At 74.3% G+C, this 3152-nt stretch carries 4 protein-coding genes; 2 read left to right on the forward strand and 2 right to left on the reverse strand.

Annotated elements, in window-relative coordinates; genetic code table 11:
* Positions 1-260, forward strand: a 260-nt coding sequence (locus ACWGI8_RS42215) for an FCD domain-containing protein (RefSeq protein WP_453668766.1), incomplete at its 5' end; no start/stop codon positions are given.
* 10 nt (positions 261-270) lie between these two features.
* The gene (locus ACWGI8_RS42220; protein ID WP_453668767.1) at positions 271-1545 is read left to right on the forward strand and encodes a hypothetical protein; all 1275 of its coding nucleotides are present in this window, start codon (positions 271-273) and stop codon (positions 1543-1545) included.
* 38 nt (positions 1546-1583) lie between these two features.
* On the opposite strand, the gene ACWGI8_RS42225 is transcribed toward ACWGI8_RS42220, so the two are convergent.
* Together ACWGI8_RS42225 and ACWGI8_RS42230 are read right to left on the reverse strand one after the other, a co-directional pair.
* Positions 1584-1934 carry a hypothetical protein gene (locus ACWGI8_RS42225; protein ID WP_453668768.1) on the reverse strand — a complete coding sequence of 117 codons (351 nt, stop codon included), beginning with the start codon at positions 1932-1934 and terminating at the stop codon, positions 1584-1586.
* Positions 1935-2090: 156 nt separating this feature from the next.
* The gene (locus ACWGI8_RS42230; protein ID WP_453668769.1) at positions 2091-2855 is read right to left on the reverse strand and encodes a hypothetical protein; all 765 of its coding nucleotides are present in this window, start codon (positions 2853-2855) and stop codon (positions 2091-2093) included.
* Between the last annotated feature and the right edge of the window lie 297 nt (positions 2856-3152).

The following is a 3152-nucleotide window of genomic DNA, read 5'->3' on the forward strand; positions in this document are numbered from 1 at the left end:
ACCGTGCCAGCTACGCCGAGTCCGACCGCGCCTTCCACCGGGCGGTCCTCTCCCTCGCCGGCAACGACCAGCTCGTAGCCGTCGCGGACGATCTCCACCGCCGTTCCCAGTGGCCGCTGGTGAGCGCCCCGGCCCCCCGCAGGGCGGACCTCGTCGCCGACGCGGCCGAACACTCGGCGCTGCTGGAGGCGCTGATCGCTCAGGACCTGGCGGTGGTGAACTCGCTGGTGCGGGAACATTTCACCGGCGCGGACGGCTGAGGCGGGGCCGTTGCCGGACGCGGTTGTTCCGCTCGCGGGCCAGAGCGTACGAGGTGCGGTGTGGGCCCTGGCGAACCAGCTCGGAGTGGCCGCGCGGACACCGGGCGAGCTGGTCGGTGCCCTGACGGCCGACGCCCGCCGGAGGGTGGTCGTCCTGCCCGATCTGAACGCCGCCCACGATCCGGACGCGATCGCCGAACTCGTGTGCGTGCTCAGGGAGTTGGGCCACATAGAGCTGATCACCGGGACCCGGTCGCAGGCGGCGGACGTGGCCGGCGCCGCGCCGGCCCTGGACGACCCCGCCGCGGTGTGCGCCGCGGACCCGTCGCGGGTGACGACCGCCTACGAGCACCACGCCGACCCGCAGGAAGACCACGGCGGCCTGCGGACGGCCTGGTTCCGGGCCGGCCCGTCGCTGATCCGCGACCAGCCGGTCTCCGAGCGGGCCCTGGTCCTGCTCACCGCCCTCGGCGACGACGCGGACCCGCGGCTGCGCCCCGCCCTCACCGCTCTCGCCGCCGACGCGCCCTGGCAGGCCGACTGGACCCGGGTACGCGGCGACGTCAGCCCGCCCTGGCCGGGTCCGGTGGCCGCACTCGCCCACGGCACCGGCCGCTGGGCGGGCCATCTGCTGGTGGCGGACCAGCGCGGCACGGTCCGCTCGCTGCACCCGGCCGACGCCGAGCCCGCGGCGGGCTCCGCCCCCATGTCCGTACGGATCAAGGCACTCGCGCCCGTACCCGACGGCACCCTGCTGATGCTGGACGAGCGGGGACGCCTGCACACCCACGGCCGTACGCCCCTGACGGAAGCCGTCACCGCCACGCTGGCGAAGCACCCGGGCACGGCGCTGGCCGCCACCGACGGCCTCGTACTCGCCGGGGACCGGCACGGCTCGCTGCACGCGTTCGGTCCGCGGGGCATGCACCAGGCGGCGCCGCACCGCGGCCGGGTCACGTCCCTGACCGTGGTCCGCCGTCCCGCACCGCTGGTCTGCAGCGGAGGCGCGGACGGCACGGTCCGCACCTGGTCCCCGGGCAGGCCTCCGGCGTCCGCCCCTGTCGCCGAGCGTTCCTGTCCCGTGGTCGCCCTCGCGGGCGAGGGCCCGGCCCTGGCGGTCGCCTGGGCCGACGGCCTCGTGGAACTCCATGACATCGGCACGGGCGAGGTCCTGGGCTTCCGCCCGGGCCCGCCGGTCCGCGCGGTGGCGGTGGTCGCGGACCGGTCGGTGGTCATCGGCACGGACGAGGCACTGATCCGCCTGACGGCGCGGTCCGCCCACTGACGTCGGGCGCGGACCTGCCACGCGGGCCGCCCAGGGCTTCAGAGCATCTTCTTCGGACCTTCGGCCTGCGCTACGGCCGGCCCTTCGACCTGTGCTTCAGCCTTCTCTTCGGTCTGCGCTTGGGCCTGTGCTTCAGCCAGCTCTTCGGCCTGTGTTTCGCTGCGCTTGCGCCGCCACACGGCGAGGACCCCGATGCCTCCCGCGGCGACGAAGAAGCCCAGCTTCACGGCGGCTTTGACGGAGAGCCAGGCGATGCCCCAGCGCCAGCCCCAGCCCAGCCACCACCCGGCCGCGTAGATGGCCCCCGCGGCGAGAAGTCCCGCCGCGACGCCCAGGGCGGTGCGCGTCCACTTCCGTCCGTCGGTGTCTTCCCCCGTGTCACTGTTCATGTGGATCACGCTAGGGGCCGTGCCGCCCGGCCTCGTCGGCTCTAAGGACGATCGCGCCGACGACTTTCGTCGCGGCATGCGCCCGGGAGGCGAGCCGAAGGTCGCAAGTCCGGCGGCTCGGGAGGGGTTTGCCGGTCTGTGCCGACCGGGGATGCGTCAGGCCGCCGGCGCTGGTGGTGCCAACTGGTCCGCGAGCCACGTCGGTACGCCGCCCAGCAGCCGGAACAGCCGGGTGGCCTCGGCGCGCAACCGGCCCGCCTCCGGCTCCGGTTCGGTGTCGGCGAGGGCGGCGAGCGCCGGAGCCGTGCCGACGAGATAGCCCAGCTCCTCGCGGATACGGAGGGACTCCGTGAAGCCGTGCCGGGCCTCGGCCAGTTCGCCGTCGCGCAGCGCGAGCGCGGCGAGATGGCGCCAGGTGAACGACAGCAGCAGGGTGTCGCCGTGGGCGACGGCGCCCGCGTGCGCGCGGTGGTAGGCGGCCCGAGCGGCCTGCGGGGAGTCGGCGAGGTGTTCGGCGATCAGACCGCGGCGGAAGTCGAGGAGGGGGCGGCCGGGCGCGGCCGGATCGAGCAGGGCGGCCGCCCGGCCGAGCGCGGCGCGCGCCTCGTCCGCCCGGTCACGCACGTTCAGCACGGTCGACGCGTACGCGAGTTGCCCGCGTTCGCAGGCCGCCGCGCCCCGCTCGTCGTCGTCGCCGGCCGCGGCCTCCGCGGTACGCAGGGCGTCCTCCGCGTCCGCCCAGCCCTTGCCGGTGAACAGACAGCGCTCGACGAGCAGTGCCGCGCGCTGCAGCGTGAGCGCGGGAGACCCGGTGTGCGGGGCGAGCAGCGCCGCCGCGTCGGCCCAACAGCCGCGCGAACGCAGCCGCCATACCGCGGTCTGGAGTGGATCGTCACCTGCTGTGGTTCCGGTACCAGACATGGCGGTATGCGCCACATTGCCCTCCCCGAGCGCGCCATTGTGCTGTTGAGTCAGACCGAATCTCAGCATGGATCGGCGTGCCTGGCCAAGGGGTCTGGTGAATGAATTCACAATCGCCGTGGGTTTAGCCGGTGCGGGCTCATGGAATTCGCCGGGATTCAACGGCCCACTGATCAGCTTTTTCTCATTCGGGTGAACGGGCGTACGCCGATTGACATCCGGTGCCGTGGGAGGCCGGCCTCGGCAGAACTTCTCCACCGGAGGCGAGGGTTGGGCGCGGGGCGGGCGCAGCGGCCG

This window comes from Streptomyces sp. NPDC054841 (genome assembly GCF_053611045.1).